Below are 226 nucleotides of genomic sequence, written 5' to 3' on the forward strand. Positions count from 1 at the left end.
ATCCGGGCTGGCATCGGTGGCAATAATCAGCGCATTAGGGTTGTCTTGCAGCAGATTAATGGCACTCAGGCCATAGTTCAGGTACAGACCTGTCGCGTTCAGGTTGTTGGTATTGGACAATAAGTAGCTATAAGTCGCATCCGCCACATGCACCGCGTTCTGATCGATCCCCGACACCACGCCCTGGCCTGGCGCGACCGCCACACCGTTAATCATCAGCGTCAGG

At 55.3% G+C, this 226-nt stretch carries 1 protein-coding gene; it reads right to left on the reverse strand.

Annotated elements, in window-relative coordinates; all coding sequences use genetic code 11:
• Positions 1–226, reverse strand: a 226-nt coding sequence (locus AC2A1E_RS24550; protein WP_484385932.1) for a hypothetical protein, incomplete at both ends; no start/stop codon positions are given.

The organism is Serratia sp. HNCC26DJ206, assembly GCF_057180605.1.